The organism is Pseudoalteromonas sp. R86517 (genome assembly GCF_042466295.1).
GTDB lineage: Bacteria > Pseudomonadota > Gammaproteobacteria > Enterobacterales > Alteromonadaceae > Pseudoalteromonas > Pseudoalteromonas atlantica.
In genome coordinates, this window is record NZ_JAXHCB010000001.1 from 1000150 (window position 1) to 1019566 (window position 19417).

At 41.5% G+C, this 19417-nt stretch carries 16 protein-coding genes; 6 read left to right on the top strand and 10 right to left on the bottom strand.

What is annotated here, in order from left to right:
* Positions 1 to 54 precede the first annotated feature (54 nt).
* Both SJY38_RS04470 and SJY38_RS04475 read left to right on the top strand, forming a co-directional pair.
* A complete protein-coding gene (locus SJY38_RS04470) occupies positions 55 to 3102 on the top strand; it encodes a TonB-dependent receptor (protein WP_248444022.1) in 3048 nt (1015 codons plus the stop codon).
* 604 nt (positions 3103 to 3706) lie between these two features.
* On the top strand, positions 3707 to 6664 hold the full coding sequence (locus SJY38_RS04475; protein ID WP_055253067.1) for a TonB-dependent receptor: 2958 nt from the start codon (positions 3707 to 3709) through the stop codon (positions 6662 to 6664).
* A gap of 586 nt (positions 6665 to 7250) precedes the next feature.
* On the opposite strand, the gene SJY38_RS04480 is transcribed toward SJY38_RS04475, so the two are convergent.
* Both SJY38_RS04480 and SJY38_RS04485 read right to left on the bottom strand, forming a co-directional pair.
* The gene (locus SJY38_RS04480; RefSeq protein WP_337938899.1) at positions 7251 to 7865 is read right to left on the bottom strand and encodes an alpha/beta fold hydrolase; all 615 of its coding nucleotides are present in this window, start codon (positions 7863 to 7865) and stop codon (positions 7251 to 7253) included.
* Positions 7866 to 7917: 52 nt separating this feature from the next.
* Positions 7918 to 8868 (bottom strand): SDR family oxidoreductase, encoded by a 951-nt coding sequence (locus SJY38_RS04485; RefSeq protein ID WP_273586743.1) that lies wholly within the window; start codon positions 8866 to 8868, stop codon positions 7918 to 7920.
* Positions 8869 to 9077: 209 nt separating this feature from the next.
* On the opposite strand from SJY38_RS04485, the gene SJY38_RS04490 reads away from it, so the two are divergent.
* Positions 9078 to 10043: an AraC family transcriptional regulator gene (locus SJY38_RS04490; protein WP_273586744.1), complete on the top strand. Its 966-nt coding sequence runs from the start codon at positions 9078 to 9080 to the stop codon at positions 10041 to 10043.
* A 2-nt stretch (positions 10044 to 10045) separates the two neighbouring features.
* The gene (locus SJY38_RS04495; RefSeq protein WP_377109332.1) at positions 10046 to 10411 is read left to right on the top strand and encodes a DUF4345 family protein; all 366 of its coding nucleotides are present in this window, start codon (positions 10046 to 10048) and stop codon (positions 10409 to 10411) included.
* A gap of 87 nt (positions 10412 to 10498) precedes the next feature.
* Here SJY38_RS04495 and SJY38_RS04500 read toward each other — a convergent pair whose 3' ends face one another.
* The gene (locus SJY38_RS04500) at positions 10499 to 11002 is read right to left on the bottom strand and encodes a hypothetical protein (protein WP_029772398.1); all 504 of its coding nucleotides are present in this window, start codon (positions 11000 to 11002) and stop codon (positions 10499 to 10501) included.
* 497 nt (positions 11003 to 11499) lie between these two features.
* On the opposite strand from SJY38_RS04500, the gene SJY38_RS04505 reads away from it, so the two are divergent.
* Both SJY38_RS04505 and SJY38_RS04510 read left to right on the top strand, forming a co-directional pair.
* Positions 11500 to 12006: a sigma-70 family RNA polymerase sigma factor gene (locus tag SJY38_RS04505; RefSeq protein ID WP_248450718.1), complete on the top strand. Its 507-nt coding sequence runs from the start codon at positions 11500 to 11502 to the stop codon at positions 12004 to 12006.
* 1 nt (position 12007) lies between these two features.
* Entirely contained in the window at positions 12008 to 12667 is a 660-nt protein-coding gene (locus tag SJY38_RS04510; RefSeq protein WP_377109333.1) for a hypothetical protein, read from the top strand.
* Positions 12668 to 12727: 60 nt separating this feature from the next.
* Here the strand turns inward: SJY38_RS04510 and SJY38_RS04515 are convergent, their stop codons facing one another.
* The 7 genes from SJY38_RS04515 to rsxC are packed head-to-tail and all read right to left on the bottom strand — an operon-like array spanning position 12728 to position 19414.
* Complete coding sequence (locus SJY38_RS04515) at positions 12728 to 13438, bottom strand: GGDEF domain-containing protein (RefSeq protein ID WP_024034141.1); 711 nt, start codon at positions 13436 to 13438, stop codon at positions 12728 to 12730.
* The gene (locus SJY38_RS04520; RefSeq protein ID WP_377109334.1) at positions 13389 to 13922 is read right to left on the bottom strand and encodes a hypothetical protein; all 534 of its coding nucleotides are present in this window, start codon (positions 13920 to 13922) and stop codon (positions 13389 to 13391) included. The genes SJY38_RS04515 and SJY38_RS04520 overlap by 50 nt, the downstream gene beginning before the upstream one ends.
* Before the next feature lie 3 nt (positions 13923 to 13925).
* Positions 13926 to 14558 (bottom strand): endonuclease III, encoded by a 633-nt coding sequence (gene nth, locus SJY38_RS04525; protein WP_024034131.1) that lies wholly within the window; start codon positions 14556 to 14558, stop codon positions 13926 to 13928.
* Between the two features lie 44 nt (positions 14559 to 14602).
* Positions 14603 to 15301, bottom strand: coding sequence for an electron transport complex subunit E (locus SJY38_RS04530; RefSeq protein ID WP_004589483.1), 699 nt, complete (start codon positions 15299 to 15301; stop codon positions 14603 to 14605).
* Positions 15298 to 15936 carry an electron transport complex subunit RsxG gene (gene rsxG, locus SJY38_RS04535; RefSeq protein WP_004589482.1) on the bottom strand — a complete coding sequence of 213 codons (639 nt, stop codon included), beginning with the start codon at positions 15934 to 15936 and terminating at the stop codon, positions 15298 to 15300. The genes SJY38_RS04530 and rsxG overlap by 4 nt, the downstream gene beginning before the upstream one ends.
* Positions 15933 to 16991 (bottom strand): electron transport complex subunit RsxD, encoded by a 1059-nt coding sequence (gene rsxD / locus SJY38_RS04540; RefSeq protein WP_004589481.1) that lies wholly within the window; start codon positions 16989 to 16991, stop codon positions 15933 to 15935. Before rsxD ends, rsxG begins: the two co-directional genes overlap by 4 nt.
* Positions 16988 to 19414, bottom strand: a complete 2427-nt coding sequence (gene rsxC, locus SJY38_RS04545; protein WP_377109335.1) for an electron transport complex subunit RsxC — start codon at positions 19412 to 19414, stop codon at positions 16988 to 16990. The genes rsxD and rsxC overlap by 4 nt, the downstream gene beginning before the upstream one ends.
* Positions 19415 to 19417: the final 3 nt, after the last annotated feature.

A 19417-nucleotide genomic window follows, 5' to 3' on the forward strand; every position in this document is an offset into this window, starting at 1 on the left:
TTATAAAAATAGCAAACTACGCACAACACACACAATGATAAAGGAGAACGCGGCATGTCGTTAAAAATGGATCGAAGACGTCAACATTCTACAAACAGCTCTGTTTGTAATCATTTTGCACTTTCACCTGCTGCTAAGTTAATTAGAGCAAGTTTACTTGCAGGTATGGCAGGTTCATTGTCATTTAATGCTTTTGCTCAGCAAGAAGCCCAAGAAAAAGTGACTGAAGTAGAGCAAGATGTAGAAATCATCAGCGTTACAGGTACTCGTAGAACCATACAAGATCAAATTGCAATTAAGCGTGAGGCAACAACAGTTGTCGATGGTTTATCTGCAGAAGATATTGGTGATTTACCCGCGTTGTCAATTGGTGAAGCGCTTGAGTCGATTACCGGTGCCGCATCTCATCGTGAAAACGGGGGCGCTACTGAAATCACCATTCGTGGTTTAGGCCCATTTTTAAGCGCAACCCATATTAATGGCCGTGAAGCTACCAATGGTAGTGGTGACCGCTCGGTTAACTTTTCACAGTTTCCATCAGAGCTTGTAAAAAAGGTCGCTATTTACAAAACCCAAGATGCTTCAATGATTGAAGGTGGCGTAGCCGGTGTGATTGCACTTGAAACGATTGCCCCGCTAGATTACGGCAAGCAACGCGTACAAGGCGAAGTAAAACTAAATTACAACCCAGATGAAAGTAATGTAGAAAACTCACTGCAAAGTGATACAGGCTATCGTGGTACGTTTAGTTATGTTGACCAATTTGAGTTTGCCGATGGCCAAGCGGTGGGTGTGTCTTTTGGTGTGCAGCGCCAAGATATTAGCCAACCAGAAGCAGAGTACAGAAGCTCAAGCCCATCGGGCTCTTCACTTTGGGCATGTTTAAATGATCCAACTAATACGAATGAAGGCTTTTACAGAAGCAGCGCAGGTGATTGTGAAGACCAAGTAAGTGGCAGTAACAATCAAGGTTATCAAACAAACATCGACCCAGAAACAGGCAAAGCCGAAAGCGATGGCACTCCATACGCATGGACAGGCAGTAGCCGCAGCTATCGTCAAAATGAAACCTCAGATGAGCGTGATGCAGTATTTATTGCAATGCAATACCAGCCGTCGTCTGAGTGGGATGTTAACTTTGATGCACAAATCTCTGACAGAACACAAAGAGAAGCACGCCACGATTTAATTTTTTTACAAAAACGCGCAACACCTGGTTTAACAGGCCCAACGCTTGTTACTAACGATGTAGGCGGAATTTTACATTGGGAAGGTGAAGAACGTATTGAATCGGCAGGCGAGCAATTCTCTCGTGAAGAAAACTACCAAGGTTATGGCATTAATATTGAGCACACGGTAACCGACCGCCTTACTGTAAATCTTGATTTAGCGTATTCAAAAACTGAGCGTGAAGAGCTACAAATTTCTAACCGTGGTAGAACCGCAGACCGTAATTTGTTTAGCTGGGATATGGGCGATGAAATTCCTCACTTCACGTTAACGGACTTTGATGTAACTGATATTTCTAACTTTACAGATAGCTTACGTACACGTTTAGACCGTGAAAATGTTCGCGAAAACGTTGTTAAATCGGCGCGTATTGATTTTGACTACGCGTTAGAGGGCGATATATTTACCAGTATTGAAGGGGGTATTAGAGCCTCAGAGCTAAGCTTTATACAGTTTGGTGGTAGCCAAGGTAATGGGTCTCGTACTGAGTACACGATAGGCGATGACTCAGCATTGGAGATACTTCAGGGCTGTCAAATTGACTTCCCAGAATCTGACTTTTTATCTAGCGTATCGGATGGCAACTTAGTAACAAATGTAGACAGTAGCGGTAATGTAATAAGCTCTGGGACAGGTTCTTCGTGGGCGACCTACGATAACGTGTGTTTCTCTCAAGCTGTAGCGGCTACAGACGCTGATTATACAGGTGAATTTGGTTACCCTGATGTTGAGTACGAAAATGCCGGTACCATAGATGTTACTGAAAAAACCACCTCAGTGTACTTAATGGCAAACTACGACACTGAAGTATTTGGTAAGTTTATTCGTGGTAACTTCGGCCTGCGTATTGTTGATACTGATGTAACCTCTGTAGGCTTTAGAACAAATTACACTGTAGATGTAGATGAAACTACAGGCGCCGTAACCCTCGATGTAGGGGATTCACTAGAAAGAACCGAAAGTGGCGGTGGTTATACCAAATACTTACCAAGCTTTAACTTAGTAGTTGATTACAGTGAAGACATTTTACTGCGTGCGGGTATTTACCGTGGTATGTCACGTGCTGACCCATCTGATTTAGGCTATGATCGCGACTTTGTAACAGACGATCAATCTGTTGCGCTATCGCTTTCTGACTTATTAACCGTAGATGGTTCAGGTAACCCTGATACTCAACCATTAATGTCATGGAACTACGACTTAGCCTTTGAATGGTACCCTAATGAAGATTCTATTTTAGCACTAAGCCTATACTACAAACAGTTCCAAGGTGGCTTCCAGCAACAAACTGTGATTGAAGACTATGTGGTTGGCGGTGAAACAGTATCACTACCAGTGACAAATTCAGTAACAACCGATAATGATAGCGATATACTGGGTTTAGAAGCATCGTTCTCGTACCGCTGGGATAATGGTATTGGTGTAAAATTTGGCTATAACTTTGCAGATACTGACTTTGAGTTTGAAGATAGCTTATATGGCGATACATACGTTACCGACCTAGATGGCAATACTACTCAATTAACTGCCGGTATTATTGAACCAGGTTCGGTGCCGGGCTTCTCAGAGCATGTATTTAGCAGCCAACTGTATTACCAAATTGGTGACTTTGATACGGCCATTATTTACAAATACCGTAGTGAATACTTCCAACCTTATACCAGTAATGGTACCCGCTTACGTTATGTTGATGCCGTAGGTGTATGGGAAATGCGTGCATCGTATAAAATTAACGAGCACTTTAGAGTTAAAGCTGAAGCCATTAACTTGTTTAGCGCACCTAAGTCACAAGACTTCTTTGTGGAAGATAACCTAGGTGAAGTAAACGATTACGGCCCACGTTTATTCTTAGGAATGAGCTTTAAGCTATAAGACAATAACCAGTGATCCCCACTTTAAAACCCAATTAGCGTATGCCGCTAATTGGGTTTTTTTGTATGTGCGTGTGGGCTATTAACACTAAGCTTTTTGAATCGCGGCGCACTTTCTTAACTAAATCTTGGTTAAACCTTTTTACCTAAAGCGCAGCATTACTAAACTCAGTGTTAGTAACGCTGCGTTATTGGCAGGCTAATTAGTTAGCCAAAAGTCTACTATCTTTATCTTGGTTGACCAATTAATTCGGTAAAAGCGGCTAAATATAAAAATAACGCGGTATATATAAAAAAAATATATCGAGGAGATTGAGGGGGGTTTAATCTTTTTTTGTGTGTTATTTAACCTTAATTGAGATTTAAAAGCACATTAAATACAAGTGGTTATATTATGGTCAGTAATAAAAGTGTTTTTGTCATGCCGAATTGGCTTTTATTGGTAATGACTGTTTTTGCTTTTTTTACAAAAAATGGTTTACCAATAGGTTGACCTTTGGTGCTTTTGCTGTAAATATTAAGTTAACCATTTAGATAAATGGTAAGGCGTTTAATAAAAAATATATAGCGAGTTACACATAGCACTGACACACACAGGAAAAACTATGAATCACAAGTTATCAAAAATTACGCTAGCAGTTATATCTGCCACAGCATTAAACCTTTCTATGTCCACACACGCACAGGAAGCCAAGCCAATTGCAGAAGATGATGTAGAGATCATCGAAGTATCTGGCATTCGTCAATCACTTACTAATGCACTTGCTGAAAAACGCTCTGCAGATAGCCTAGTTGAAATTATTCAGTCAGAAGATATTGGTAAATTACCCGATCAAAACCTCGCTGAAGTATTAGAAAACGTAACGGGTATTCAAATTACACGCCAAGCGGGTGTAGGCACAGGTGTACAAATTCGTGGTACCGATGCTAACCGTACCGAAATTAACGGTGTATCAACGGTGGGCTCAGGCTCTGGTCGAAGTGGTATTAGCTTTGAAGATGTATCAGCGTCAATTATTTCAAGCTTAGAGGTAATAAAGTCGCCTGAAGCGAAAACAATAGAGGGCTCTGTAGGCGGTACTATTAACCTTAAAACGATTCGCCCACTGCATTTAGGTGAGCAGCTAGCCACTATTAGAGTGCAAGGTGAGCACAGTAGCTTAAGCACTGATAGCGGTTTGCAACCACGTTTTTCGGGAACTTTTGCTGATAACTGGGAAGGTGATTACGGTAAATTTGGTGTGTTAGTGAGCGGCAGCTACGCAGAGCAAGATGTAACGGCGTTTCGCCCACGTGCTGATAGAGATAACATTATCACTGCAGATAGTGGTGTAGCCAGCGCTCAGTCTTTTGACTTTTTACCGATTCAATTTTTTGTACAAGATTACGATAACTACGAATACGAAACTAAAAACTTTGTAGGTACCATTGAATGGGCGCCAAACGACAACACAAAGTTTTATTTTGATGCTGTGGTTAACGATCAAGAACGTCGCCAAGAAAGTTCTCGTGTACAGGCCTCTGGTGTAAGTGCGCTTAATGATATTTCGGTTCCTGATGAATTTGAAACCGTAAACTTAGGCTCACTTGGCGGTACCAACCTTGGGTCTATTCAAGCGGCCTTACGCGGTGTCATTCCGGTTAATTTAGAAAACGATGATGACGATCCTAACCTTCGTTTTTCAAGTGATACAAACTCGCGTGTTACCGACAGTAATATTTTTAGACTCGGTGGCGAATGGCAAGGCGATAAGTGGTTTGTTAGTGCTGAAATTGCTTCGTCATCTTCAGATACAACTACGCCTAGCTTTAATACAACGCTTAACTTTATTAACCCTAATGTGCCGTTAGATGCTGGTGGCGGTAATGATAATAGTGTGCCGTTTGAGTATGACTTATCAGGTGGCGCATTGGCATTTGGTATTGCAGAGGGGGCAGAGTACGCGCCAACGGTTGAACAACTACTAGACCCTGCAAATGTAGTGCTACGTGATGTAAATATTGGTCAAGATACGGTTGAAAACTCTGAAGATGCGTTCCGTATTGATTCAACCTATTACACAGACTCAATTGTAACCTCTATTGATTTTGGTTACCGCTACAGTAAATCACAAAGCAAACAAAACGAAATTACCTCAAGCATTGGTTTAAGAACCATGGCTGATAGCCCGTCGGGTGATTTATTTGCCGACTTATTAGTGGCAGGCCCAGATAACTTTAACGAAGCTGATGGCCGCTCGTTATACATAGGCGACTTTTTATTAATTGATCCAGAGCTTGTGGCGTCAGACCCTGATGCGGTACTTGCCACATTACAAGCAGCGATGACTGCGCATGGTTCAAGCAAAACATTAAATGCACCTACTTCAAGTTCTGCAGGTTTTTTTGATATAGAAGAAACCACCCATGCGCTATATGCACAAGCTAACTTTGAGTACGAAATGGTGCGCGGTAACATTGGTGTACGTTACATTCAAACAGACGTAGAGTCTACGGGCAACTCAGTTACTCAAGATGGTAGTGGTAATGAACTGGTAACGCGTATTACCAATGAATCTGACTATGACTTTATTTTACCTCGTTTAAACCTTGTGGCTGATGTATCAGAAGATGTACTTGTGCGCTTTGGTGTAGGTAAAGATATTCGTCGCCCTGATTATAACGACCTATCAACGTCTATTACCTACAGCACAAGTCCAAATGACGAAGTTGAATTTGGTAACCCAGCACTGAAACCTGAAGAAGTACTGTCTTACGATTTATCGGCAGAGTGGTATTTTGCAGAGGCAAGTGTATTTAGCGTAGGTATTTTTCATAAAACACGTAAAGACTTACACGTAAATCAGTTAACCTCGCCAGTTGAAGACCCTGTAACAGGGTATCGCGACTTAACAGATCCATGTGAAGGCGGCGGTATATTTAACCCCATTGCAGATATAAACGTATTTGGCCCTGAGAATGGCCGTGGCGTATGTGTTGGTACAGAAACAAAAGTAAACGATAGTGGTGAAACTACCCAAAAAGGGATTGAGTTTGCCTTTCAGTATGACCTATCAGGCTTTGAAAAAGACCTAGGGTGGGCTTCTGGTTTTGGTGTGCTAGCTAACTATACAATTCAAGAGTTCTCAGGTGGTGAAACCGAAAATTCAGCAACCTCAAGAGCAAGTAATGTATTTGCAGCAACTACCGGTACGCCAGGTATTGAAGTAAGTGAAATTCAAGGCTTACTTAACCTTTCTGAAAACGCGTATAACTTTACGCTGTACTACGAAAAATTTGGCCTATCAGCACGTATGCGTTACACGTGGCGTGAAGGGTATCGTTCAAATGACTTTGGTAGTACGTCTAGCTTCCCTTGGGGTTTCCCAGTGGTACAGGAAGACCGTGGCCAGCTTAATGCAAGTATTAGCTACGATGTGAACGAGCAACTTAATATTGGCTTAGAGGCAGTAAATATTACTGAATCTGAAATTAGCCAATCATGTGTAAACGAAAGCGCACTATTGTGTTTCCAAGGTTTAACTGACCGTCGTATTACACTGGGTGCAAGTTACCGTTTTTAAAAAGTATGTTGAGAGTGTGTAGCCTTTGAACGGGCACTAAAAAGCAAGCCACATGGCTTGCTTTTTTTTGACCTTAATTTAGCCGCAGTTAGGTGGTTAATAAAGGGCCGTGGTTCTTTGTGTTGGGGGTAAAAATGCACCTGTTTGCAAAAAATAAAGTGTGTGTTGTATTACTTGTTGGCTGTAGCGCATTCCCGTGTGGCTTACATCAAGGGTAATAAAATCACGCATATTAGTAGGGCGTGTTGGTATTTGATGGTTGAATTTGCAGCAGTGTGTTTGGTTTTTAGGCAAGGCAGAGCCTGTGAAGTGTGGTTATTCCCCATAAATAGGCGATAACGCTGCATAAATGCCAAACATGCGCTGCCCTTTGGGTTCTGCCTAGGGGCGATAAACTCTTTGTTGCCTACATGGATGTAGGTAAGGGGCGTGAGCAGGACGCGGAAGCTTTACTTGGTTTTTACTTATTCTTACAGGGATGTAAGTCATTAGAATAACGCAGGAGCAGTTATCGAGCCCACTAGGTTACAAACCTCGCGCCGCGATTTAATCGCCCCTAGATTGAACAAATTTCAATCCGCAAAAATCAACACGCCCTCAGTTTGGCTGATTCTACAGACACCAAGCCATCGTTTTTACCTTTAAAATAATGCTGTGTCAGGGGGGATGCTTTAGTACCGGCTATTACACCTAAATCAATGTCCAGCTCATTTATGGTGTTGCCCAAACTCTTACTGCCTGTAATTAGAGATTGGCTTACACCGCCGGCTATATGCATTAACCATGAACCATTTAAATGATTAGCTAATTCGCTGCCTTTGTTAGGCGTACCAATTAACACGACATTTCCAAGTGTATTACCATTAAATACCCGAGGGTTATTTTGCAAGTAGGCTCTAATAACTAAGCCACCTAGGGAGTGGCCGACAAAATGTACTTTACTCGCATTAGCAATACATGCATTAATTTGTGTGGTTGTTTGCGTAAATACAGCCTCAACACTTTGCCCTAAAGAGGCGTAATTTAGGCTGCATACTTTATAATGAGCACGTTTAAGCTGTTGGGCAAAATATCGCATTGCCCAATCGCTTCTGCCTAATCCATGGGCAAGTACTACCAGCTCATCATTAGGTTTATACTGTACAGGGGGATTATTGGTACTTTTACAGCCGGTTAGGAAAAGTAAAAGTATTAGGCCGATTACTAATGGTTTTTCATTACTTTTACACCCTACATACGCTCGCTATTAGCAATTATATTGTCCATTTAAAAGCAGTGTGCTGCTCAGTAACCGCCCATAATTTGCTTAGCACAGGCTGATCTAAAGCAAACGGCTCAAGTTTGCATATTCCTACGGGGCCGCTCCAATTCCATCTTCCTGATGGGCCATAATACGCACGTTGTTTTAGGTTATGCTCGGTGGCACACATAACCTCAGGGTATGCACCTTGCTCTGCCGATTGCGCTAAGCCCATTTTTACTATTAGTGACCAGGTAAATCGGGTTGCAAAGTTAACATTATCGCCAATAAGAGAGGTATTAGCTGCACCTGGGTGACACACAAACACCTGCACATTTTTATTGGCGGCGGCTATTTTATTTTGCAGCTCATAAGCAAACATCATTTGTGCAAGTTTACTGTGGCAGTAGGTCTTATTTGGGTGGTAGTTTTTATTCCAATTCATGTCATCAAATTGAATCGTTTTAAGCCCCATTTTGTAGCCTTCACTGGCCACTACGACAATACGCCCGCTAGATTGCTCTATTTTATTAAATAGCAAACCACACAGTAAAAAGTGCCCATAGTGGTTAACCCCTAACTGACTTTCAAAGCCGTCTTTAGTAAATTGCTGAGTCGCGACCTGCGCAATAGCGCCGTTACAAATAAGTGCATCTATGTGTGGCACAGCTTGTAATACCTCGTTGGCTGCATGGCGTACTGATGCAAGCTCTGCTAGGTCCATTTTTATAAAGCTCACATCGGTACTATTGCCAAACTCCTGTTTTAACTTAGCAATAGCTTCATCTGATTTTAAAGGGTTACGATTGAGCATAACTACTTTTGCGCCTTTAGCGAGTAATAGTCGGGTTGCTTCAAAGCCTGCGCCTGTATTTGCTCCCGTTATTAGATAGCATTTACCAACTAAAGAACTGAGTTGGTCGGGAGTCCAGCCAGAAGGGCCAAATGGGTTAGTTGCGCTCATTAGTTAAATTCCTATCAATAGTTAAGTATAAATATGCAGTACAGGGCTATGCATATTGCTCTAAAGTGCTTGTTAGGTAATATAACTCTCGCCACCAGGTGTAACTAGGCGATATCCTCTTTAAAATATGCCTATTTGTATCGCTGCATTGAGAATGTGTATTTACGGTGCTAGATTGGATTTATTCTATATTTAAAAGGTATGGGTGAATGAGCAAACACCACATTAAGCAACTTATACAAAATAGCCTGTCTTTTAACGATGTAAACAACGATGAAAATTATACCCAAGGGCTAATAGAAACGGGTATTAAAGGTGTTCAGTTGTTTAAAGTAACGCATGCTATGCGCTGTGCACCTGCGGTATACGAGCCGTGTATTGTTGCTATAGTCAGTGGCACTAAAGAAGCCATACTCGATGGTAAGCATTTTATATACGATGAAAATAATTATATGTGCTGCCCTATGTCTATGCCGGTAGAAGCGGGTACACCCACGGCTTCACCTGAGAACCCCTTGCTAGGCGTTATTGTATCGCTAGATACAAAAGTGATGACCGAATTATCTATTACCATGGCTGCACAAGGTGTAAAAAAACACGCATCAGGGGCCAAAACGCAAGGGCTTACACTCGCAGCATGGGATGACTCATTTACCGATTCATTACTAAGATTGCTGCAACTTGTAGGCAACCCTGTAGATATTGCGGTTTTAGGTGAAGGGCGACTGCGAGAATTATATTACGCCATATTAAACGGACAGGCAGGTAGTAGTGTGCACCAAGCCTTTGGCGTAGGAAACGACATAGCACGCTCAATTGATTATTTGGCATCTCGATTAGATGAAACCATAACCATAGACGATATGGCAGCAAAAATTGGCGTAAGTAGGGCAGTTTTGCATCGAAAATTTAAGGATGCGACCAGTATGTCGCCGATTCAATTTGTTAAATCTATGCGCTTAAATACCGCTGCGATGAAAATTGCAGCGGGTATGAACGTAAGTTCGGCGGCCATGTCGGTAGGCTATGTTAGCTCATCACAATTTAGCCGAGAATTTAAACGCATGTATGGGCAATCGCCAAAGCAGTGGAGCCAAGCAAAAGAGTTACCTCAGGAGCTTGTTGAGCAATCGATTGCTCAAACAGTTGATCAAACAACCAGCCTGAGGGATTGATCATGGATAATATAGTCATTTTTAGGGTTGTTGGTGCGGTATTCATTATTTTTGGCACAGTGTTAGCTGCCAATCCTGAGCTGATAAGCAACAAGCCAGTTCCGAATGATATTTTTAAGGCCGTAGAGCGCAGAATTTGGTGGGGGTTATTTATTGGTTTTGGCTTATTGCTGCAATTTCATCATCAGCTTGTACCTTGGCAAGCTAGCATAGCGGCAACACTGTCATCGTTACTCGTAGGACTATTAATTGCAAGGCTTATTGGCATTATGTTAGATGGCTCGGTAGCAAAACAGTGGCTAAATGTGGGTATTGAAATAGTGATACTGGCGCCTCTAATTTGGTGGTATTTAAAAGTACGCACTTAGTATCAGAGTTAAACCGCTATAAATCTTAGTATCGCCTTAGAGAGTAACGCTTAATACCTTTAAGGCATGATAAGCAAACAAAGGCGTTTACCCATGAGCTTTACTTTGAGTTAGCGCCATTTCTTCAGACCAAGGTACATAGAGTGCAGGAGTTAAGTTTTTATTATCGGCCAAAATTACTTTCGCGATTGGCCGTCCGAAATATTCAGTTGGCTCAAATGAGCAAATATCTTTTAGATTAATTGAAATATAACAATTTGCTTTTTTGATTAATAAAGCTGATTCATCCATACGTGCATGAACTGTTATTTGTAAGTTCATGTAAGGAACCATCGATACTATGTGTTCACCTAAGTGAAATCTTTCTCGCTCTATCTCATCTCCTACTGCTTTTAAATAGTTAATATATGCTTTCCAACGCTTTAAAATTAATAAGGTTAAAAATGAAATAAAGCAAATTAGGCTTAAAAGAATCGAATGAAATACAGAAAATTGACCCAAATAATAAAATGCACCCGCCAGTATAAGTACAACAGCTAAATTTAATAATGACCACTTATTTGGCTGAAATTTTGAATGATTACTTTGCAAAATACATCCTTGAAGTTATGTGGTTTCTTACAGCGCTAACGCAGAAACCTCCTTAAATTATTATTCACTATTAATAGCAGATTGTATGTTTTTTTACCACCTTTAGCCTGAGTCATATTCGATAACCAGAGATACAATAATATTAACTATTGCTATATTAAAAAATCTTTTAACTAGGAGTCCCTTTTTAATAGCAAAGCAGAAAAAGAGCTAACTCCTCGCTTTGCTCTTTTACTTAGCTTATTACTCCCTCAGATAATTATTTTTTAAATAGTTGTGATTATTTCAGCGATACTGCGAATAACTAGATAAGGCTATTATGTGAGTACTATCGTGCAGCTAAAATGATTATATAAATGTGTACAGGCTATGTTGCATTAGCCAAAGCGCCGCACTTTATTACTTTTAAAAACAGATGCATTAGAAATTAAACACAATAAAACTGCGATGAGCCAACTACGTGATGAGATTAATTTAGATGATGGATTTATGCGTAAATGAACACCAATAAAAAAGCACTGTTTACTCAAACAATGGAGCAGCATAAAGGCATTATTTATAAAGTTGTAAACTCTTACTGTCAAAACCAACACGACAGGCAAGACCTAGCGCAAGAAATACTCACCACCATGTGGCTTGCTTATGATAACTATGACAAAGACTATAAGTTTTCTACGTGGATGTACCGAATAGCACTGAATGTGGCGATTTCATATTACCGCAAAGACAGTAAACGAGAAGATAAAGCCAATGAAAGTGAGCAGTGCATTGTGCACATAGCCGACCTATCAGCGCACAATGATAAAAGCGAAGAGGTTAAGCAGCTTTATGAATTTATAGCAAAGCTCGATAAGTTAAATAAAGCCATAGTATTGCTGTATTTAGAAGGCGAACCCCACCAAAGCATAGCGACGAGTTTAGGCATAAGTAAAACCAACGTCGCTACGCGAATTGGCCGCATTAAAGAAACACTAAAAAATCAATTTGAAAAACAGGGGGCTTAATATGAATTTAGATAACATTAAAAACACATGGCAGCAGCAAAATAGTGTTAACGAATCGGCCATTACAATAAACCAATCACTGCTGAGCGAAACAAAAGTGAATAAACAAATGAAAGAGCTTAATGCTATGAAGTGGGCACGTATTATTGAAAGCGCAGCCTTCTTTTTTATTATTGTTTTATTGGGGCAGTATATTGCAAATAACTTTAGTGTTTCAGCGCCTTCAATATCTGCGTTGATACTGAGTGTATTTTCCATTGCTGGCCTTGCAGGTAATATTGGCCAAATAGTGCATATTGCTAACGTTGATTATGCAAAGTCAATTAGCCAACTACAAAAAGACGTTTACCGCCTTTGCTCACATAAATTACAACTAACTAAGTTGTTACTTATGTCTGCACCTTTTTATATGGCTTATGTTTTTATTGGCTTTGATGTGCTATTTGAAATTGACTTGTATGCTCACCTAGAGCAACACATGGTTTGGTTTTACAGCGTGTCATCGCTTCTACTTTTAATAATTACAAGCTGCGTATTAGCTAAACTAAACTACACAAATATCGCAATTCCTTGGGTTAAACGCACCATTGCATTTATTGTCGGTGAGCGTTTAGTAAATATGGCGCAATTTATAAATAATATAGACTCGACAGACAGCTAAACGATTAGATGCCGGATTACTGCAGTGCGACTAGAAGTGGATTAGCTAAGGCTTAAGCTGTTAGTTATCAAATACGATAACTTGATTTTTACCAGCAGCCTTAGCTTTATATAATAGTTGGTCTGCGTTTTCATATAACCTTTCAAACTTAGAGCGTTTTGTATCACCTTTATCTACACCCGCACTAATTGTGACTCCTGTTAATTCAGGTGATATGTCATTTAAATTAAGGCTAGCAATGGCTAATACAAGCCTATGTGAAATCTTTTTTACGGTTTCAACATCATTGCTTGGAAAGAAAACTACAAACTCTTCTCCGCCATATCGTCCAACAATATCTTTTTCTCTAGTTTGAACTTTTAAAGCATGAGCGACCCTTTGAAGAACTTTATCACCAGCATTATGTCCAAATCGATCATTAATGAGTTTAAAGTTATCTATATCTGCAATGAGTAAAAAACCACTTTGTTTATCTAAGCGTGAAACTTGTTCATGAAAGCCTTTTCTATTTAACACTTTTGTCAAAGGGTCGATTAACGATTCATTAGTGATTGTTATATTAAGTCGTTTTAATTTTTTAATATGACGAATTGAGAAAAACAAAATGAGAATGAAAAGGCCAAGGTTAATAAACAGAATTATATTTAACCTAATATGATCAGCCGCTTTGCTTTGCCAATCAATTTCGCTTGCAAATGCAAAGCTACTAAATAAAGAAAGACTAAATAGTACTAATTTTAAAATATACATTTTTTGATAAGGTAAAAACACAAATTAGGCAACTTATAAACGAATGTAATAACAGGCCTTGAATGCCTATACTTAAATAGGGTCCAATCATCTTAGCATCAGATACATCTAGCAAAACACCCCATGAAACAACCAAGTATAAAAACCCAATTAAGAGTAATGATAAAGATATTGTTTCAGATTTTAATTTACTGACATACATAGAAAATAAAGCTATGAGAAGAAATGAGCCTAACGAAGATACAATAGTCATCGGCTCAAACCATAAACCAGGGGCCTCAATGAAAGAGTGATTTGCATTAGCTTCCCAAAACTCAGGAAAAGCCAAAACTTTTAGAATATCGACGTGTGAAAATATGAGCAAAAGTTCTTCAAATTTCACTCCTGCAACAAACTCGTTAAAAGCAATAAAGGTGATAAAGCCATTCGAGAGCCATATAAAAAACGCTGAAGTAATGGCTAAAAGCAAATTGTATAATTGTGATTTATTGCTATAGCTTTTCAATTATTAGTCCGTTTTTTCTTTAAACTCACACAAGTCTTCAATAATACAACTGCCGCATTTAGGCTTGCGTGCAACGCAGGTATAGCGTCCGTGTAGTATTAACCAGTGGTGTACGTCTACTTTAAATTCTTTAGGAACAACCTTTTCAAGTTTTTGCTCAACGGCGACTACATCTTTGCCCATAGCAAATTTGGTGCGGTTTGAAACACGAAAAATATGCGTGTCTACGGCAATAGTCGGCCAGCCAAAGGCTGTGTTGAGCACTACATTTGCGGTTTTTCGGCCAACACCGGGTAGGGCTTCTAGAGCTTCGCGGTTTTCGGGAACAATGCCGTTATGTTGGTCAACCAATATTTGGCACATTTTGTACACGTTTGCGGCTTTTGAATTAAATAAGCCAATGGTTTTTATATAATCGCGAAGCGCATCGTGGCCAATATCTAAAATGGCTTGTGGCGTATTAGCAACCGGAAATAATTTACGGGTGGCTTTATTTACCCCTACATCGGTGGCTTGTGCAGAGAGCGTAACAGCTACTAGTAGCTCAAATGGGCTTGAGTATTCAAGCTCGGTTTCTGGATGCGGGTTTTGCTCGCGCAAGCGCGAGAGTATTTGGTGACGTTTTTCTTTATTCATGCAACTTAAAACGCATTAGCTAATAGCGTTAATGCGTTTTCCCCTTAAGTTAAGCTAGTAACACGTGCGCGTGGGCCTTTTTCGGCTTCTGGCGGCGTTACTTGTTTTGATTTTATTTGTGCGTCAATAACATTTTTTGCTGCTATTAGCAGCCCAAGCCCTAAAAAGGCGCCGGGTGGTAAAATAGCGAGTAAAAACTGGCTATCGAAACTAAATATTTCCAAGCGTAGGCTTTGTGCCCATGGCCCTAGAAGCAAATCGGCTCCATCAAATAATGTACCTTGGCCTATCAGTTCGCGCATTGCACCGAGCACTAACAGTACGGCCATAAAGCCTAAGCCCATCATTAGGCCATCGAATGCAGACAGGTGCACAGGATTTTTAGAGGCATATGCCTCTGCACGGCCAATAATGGCGCAGTTAGTTACTATTAGTGGAATAAATATGCCTAATGATTGATACAAGCCAAAGGTATACGCATTCATAAGTAGCTGAACTATGGTCACAAAGCCTGCAATAATCATTACAAATACCGGAATACGAATGTCTTTAGGCACCCAATTACGCACAACTGAAACAGTAATATTAGAGCCTACTAAAACTAATAAAGTGGCTAACCCTAGGCCAAGCGCGTTGGTTACAGTTGATGTAACAGCTAAAAGCGGGCATAAACCGAGTAGCTGCACTAGCGCGGGGTTATTAGCCCATACGCCTTCTTTGTATAAGGTTTTTAACTCACTCATTGTGTTACCTCTTGGCAAGCATTAGGCTGTTTAAAAATGGCGTCAAAGTTAGTTTTTGCAAATAATACGGCATTTTTTACCGAGCCTACCACGGCGCGAGGGGTAATTGTTGCACCGGTAAATTGGTCAAACTGGCCACCATCCTTTTTTACCGCCCAACGGGCATCGTCTTCACTTTGAACCGTTAAATCGTTAAATGTAGTGATCCACAGCGACTTTTTAACTTCTACTTTATCGCCTAAGCCGGGCGTCTCTTCGTGCTTAGTAGTACGAACGCCGGCAATAGTGCCGTCAGCAAGTACGGCGGTTAATAAGTTAATATCGCCACTGTAACCACTAGGTGTTATGTGTCTTATTACAAGTGCAACAGGTTGCTGATTTTTATAAGCGCGGTAAATAACTTGCTCGGGGTAAGGACCCAGTTGTTCATCGCTCATAATTACGCAATTTGTATTGAGCTGATTATCGTAGCTGCTTGGGTTTAATACCTCTTGTAATTGTGAGGTTAATTGCAGGCGTTCTTGCTCGGCAATTTTATCGGCGGTAAAGGCATCAATTGAGGCAACTAAGCCTGTTGTTATCAGTGCAAAGGCGGTTAATATCGCGCCATTTTTAGCCATTGATGAAATAATCATTTTACTGCTCCGTGGCCATAAGTGCGTGGTTGGGTGTAGTAATCAATCAGCGGTACAGCAATATTAATTAATAATACACTAAAGGCTACCGCATCAGGGAAGCCACCAAAGGTGCGAATTAAATACACCAACAAGCCAATTAACGCGCCATAAATTAAGCGCCCTTTATTGGTAGTTGCAGCCGAAACAGGATCGGTGGCGATAAAAAATGCGCCCATCATGGTTGCGCCACTTAATAGGTGAAATACCATACCCGGCTCGGTACCCGGTGCGGCAATATAGCCAATGGCACTGCACAGCGCTAGTGAGCCTATAAAGCTTACTGGAATATGCCAGTTTATAATTTTAGCTTTTAAAAGGTATAAACCACCGGCTAAAAAGCCTAGGTTAACCCATAGCCAACCAAGCCCAGCCCATTGAGAAAAAATCGGTTTTTGCATACTTTCGCTAACGGTTAGACCATGTGCTACATCGGTTTTAACTGTATCAAGCGGGGTGGCCATGGTGAGGCCATCAACGCCGGCACGGACTTGATCAACACTAAAGCCCAGAGCGGTAAAATCGGTAAATATAAGGCGTAATTGGTCAATAAAGCCAATTGGGGCGTTAAGTAAATCGGTAACGGGTAACCAAGCGGTCATTTGCACCGGAAACGAGACTAAAAGTAGTACGTATGCGGCCATTGCTGGGTTAAATAAGTTAAACCCAAGCCCACCATAAAGTTGCTTTACAATCACAATGGCAAATAAACAGCCAATAATAATGACCCACCAAGGCGCCAGCGGCGGAATACTCAGTGCTAACAGCACACCAGTAAGCCAAGCACTACCATCACTCAATGCAGGCCAAACAGGGCGTTTACGCATTAACATAATGGCTGCTTCAAATACGCTCACAGCAACAAGTGCCAGTACTAACTGAATAAGTACGCCAGTCCCAAAAAATACCACTTGCGCTATTAGCCCAGGAATACACGCAGCAATTACGGTTAGCATTAATCGCGTTAACGACTTATGGCTATGGTTGTGCGGCGAACTGGCCATGGTTAATTTCATGACTGATCATTTCCTTCTTTTTGTAACTTTTTAGCTTTGGCGCGCGCTATTGCGGCGGCCACGGCGGCTTTTTTCTTCTCTGCAGCAGTTTGCTCAGAGGCCGTTTTCTCAGAGTTTGAACCGCTGCTGGTTTGTGGCTCATTGCTTTGTTCAGGTGTGCTGTGTTCACTTGCTGCTGATTGCTCTGCTTCTTTAGCTGCTTTTTTAGCTTTAGCGCGGGCAATCGCAGCAGCTACGGCCGCTTTTTTGTCATCAGCAGGAGAGTGTGTTTGTGAGTTTTCAGGCTCAACTTCACCTGTTTGCTCAGCAGCACTTGGTTCATCTGATTGCTGGGCTTGCGCAGCCGCTTTAGCGGCTTTTTTAGCTTTAGCGCGAGCAATAGCAGCAGCTACTGCTGCTTTTTTGTCATCAGCGGGCGCGGGCGCTTCATCGCTTTGTGGCTCTGCACTTTGCTCAGCTTGCGCCGCTTTTTTAGCTTTAGCACGGGCAATAGCAGCAGCTACTGCTGCTTTTTTGTCATCAGCTGGGGCGGGCGCTTCATCGCTTTGCTCGGCTTGCGCCGCTTTTTTCGCTTTAGCGCGTGCAATAGCAGCAGCTACGGCTGCTTTTTTATCATCAGCTGGGGCGGTTGCTTCATCGTTTTGTGGCTCAGCGCTTTGCTCAGCTTGCGCCGCTTTTTTCGCTTTGGCGCGGGCAATAGCAGCAGCTACAGCTGATTTTTTATCATCAGGTGTTGGTGATGACTCGCCCTCGGCAGCTTTTTGTTCTTTATATTTACGTGCTTTTTCTTTACGTAGTGCACGCTCTTTAGCTACTTCACTGTTATCTGGCTCTAGCTCTTCACCTTGCTGTTTTTTCGCTTTTGCGCGGGCAATTGCAGCGGCTACAGCAGATTTTTCATCGCCATCCGATGATTTGCTCTTAACGCGGGCAAGGGCATCCGCTACTTTTTGTTTTTCATCTGATGTTTTTGCCGCTGGTTTACGTTTATGGCGGTTTTGACGTTCTTGTTGCTCGCGCTCTAGGCGTTCTTTACGGGCGTCAAAGCGCTCTTTTGCTCTATCGGCTTTAATTTTTTCGGCTTGCTGCTCTTTTATTTCTACTTTTGCTACGCGGTAATACTGCACCAATGGAATTTCGCTTGGGCATACATACGCACACGCACCACATTCAATACAATCAAATAAGTTGTGCTCTTGTAATTTGTCGTATTCTTTTGATTTTGCAAACCATTGTAATTGCTGGGGTAATAACGAAGCAGGGCAGGCATCTGCACAGGCACTACAACGTATACAGGCTTTTTCAGGGCCAGGCTCTGCCAGCTCTTTATGATCGGGGGCTAAAATACAGTTGGTGGTTTTAATTACCCCAATACGCACAGTCGGTAAGGTAAAGCCCATCATCGGCCCGCCCATAACAACGCGCTGCTGGGGTACGGGTGAAAAACCTTGGCAATCAAGCAGGTGCTTAACTTCGGTGCCTAATAGTGCCCATACATTACCTGCATTATGAATGGTGTTACCTGTTACTGTAACAACGCGTTCAATAAGCGGTTTACCTTCGTACACTGCTTGTTGCACAGCAAACAAAGTTCCTGTGTTGTGCACTAAAATACCAATATCGGCAGGAATACCGCCACTGGGTACTTCACGGTTTGTAAGTAATTTAATTAATTGTTTTTCGCCACCCGATGGATAAACAGTAGGCACCGTTTGTATAACAATATTGGCGTTGTGCTCTGCGGCACTTTTCATAGCCGCTATGGCTTCGGGCTTATTATCTTCAATGCCAACAATACACAGTGTCGGGTTTAAAATTTGTTGCATTAACTCAATGCCTTGCACTACTTGCTTGGCATGTTCACGCATTAACACATCGTCGGCTGTTATGTATGGCTCGCACTCAACAGCATTAACAATTAAAAACTCAATAGGTTGTTTTATATCGGCTTTTACATAAGTAGGAAAGCCTGCTCCACCCATACCACTTATACCTGCTTGATGAATTATATCAACTAATTCATCGTGGCTAAGCTCACTTGGGTTAGGTGTTGGGGTTAGTTCGCACCATTGATCTTTGCCATCAGGCTCAATAATAATACTTAGCTCAGGTAAAGCCGATGGATGCGCCGAAGGCATAGAGGCAATATCTGTTATGGTGCCAGAGCTGGGCGCATGTACAGGCACAGACCAATTCGCAACGGGCACGGTAAGTGCTTGGCCTTTTAATACCTGTTGGCCTTTTTCTACAATTAATTTACCGTTAGCACCAATGTGCTGTTTAATTGGTACAACTAACTTATCAGGTAGAGGAAGCCTAGCAATACGCGCACTGTTAGAGAGTGTTTTTTGTTGTGGTGGATGCACGCCGCCCGGGAATGCCCAAACAGTGCCTTTTTTAATTTGTTCAAGTAACTTTTCCACTCA